Here is a 762-nt window from a genome sequence, read left to right as displayed (position 1 = left end):
TTCTGCGCGCGCTGTCGCGGCATCGCTACAAGCTGCGCGAAATGGTGGCCTCGCCGATCTGCGGCGCGCTTGCGGCGGCTTATCTGACGCTGCCGGCGGTCTCCTACGCCAGGATCGCCGGCCTGCCGAAGCCCGATCCCGCCGACGACACCACCACGCTGGCGGCCGCCTTCCTGATCGGCGTCTGTGCGATGTGGATTTCGGACGTGCTGTTCGAGTTTGTGGTGCGGAGATTCAAGCCGGGGGTGGAGGAGTAGCTGTTGGCACCGCGTCGTCTGTTGGCTGCTGCCTGACGGAATTACCGAGACAGGTGGACCTGGCGCGGCGTGGCTCTCATTTCCAGGACCGACCGCTGCCCGCTTCGGCTCACGCCGGGGCGGGCTTTTTTGCATTTCCGATCGGCCATTGCTGAGCGGCATTCGAGTTGACCGGTCTCGTCGTCGTCCGTTGTGATAAGCAAGTTAATCATGTCGGTTATGCATAATGATTATTGTTAATTTTTGATTGAAGCACCGAAACTAGATAAAGACTTGAGCGGATGAATTGTTCATATATTGTTAAGCAAGAGGTAGACCACAGAAGACGGAAGCCATCTCCATCATCAAACGGGAGTAGCTTTCATGAACAAGTTCACTGTTATTTTCGCCGCTGTTGCAGTTGCATCGTCCGTTGGAGCCGCCGAGGCAGGTTGTGGGTGCGGAGGTTCGGGCGGCTGGGGAGGCAATTCGAGCAGCCTGATCAATGTTTCGCCGTCCATCGACC

General features: G+C 57.9%; 1 protein-coding gene. It reads left to right on the top strand.

From position 1 onward, the window contains the following. Nucleotides 1-257: hypothetical protein (locus tag EN969_RS33690; RefSeq protein ID WP_127419898.1), on the top strand; the 257-nt coding region annotated here is incomplete at its 5' end. Nucleotides 258-762: the final 505 nt, after the last annotated feature.

The sequence above is a fragment of the Mesorhizobium sp. M7A.F.Ca.CA.003.01.2.1 genome (assembly GCF_003998945.1).
Classification (GTDB): Bacteria; Pseudomonadota; Alphaproteobacteria; order Rhizobiales; family Rhizobiaceae; genus Mesorhizobium; species Mesorhizobium ciceri.
Note: the sequence above shows the minus strand (reverse complement) of the source record. Positions and strands in the feature narration are given on the sequence as shown.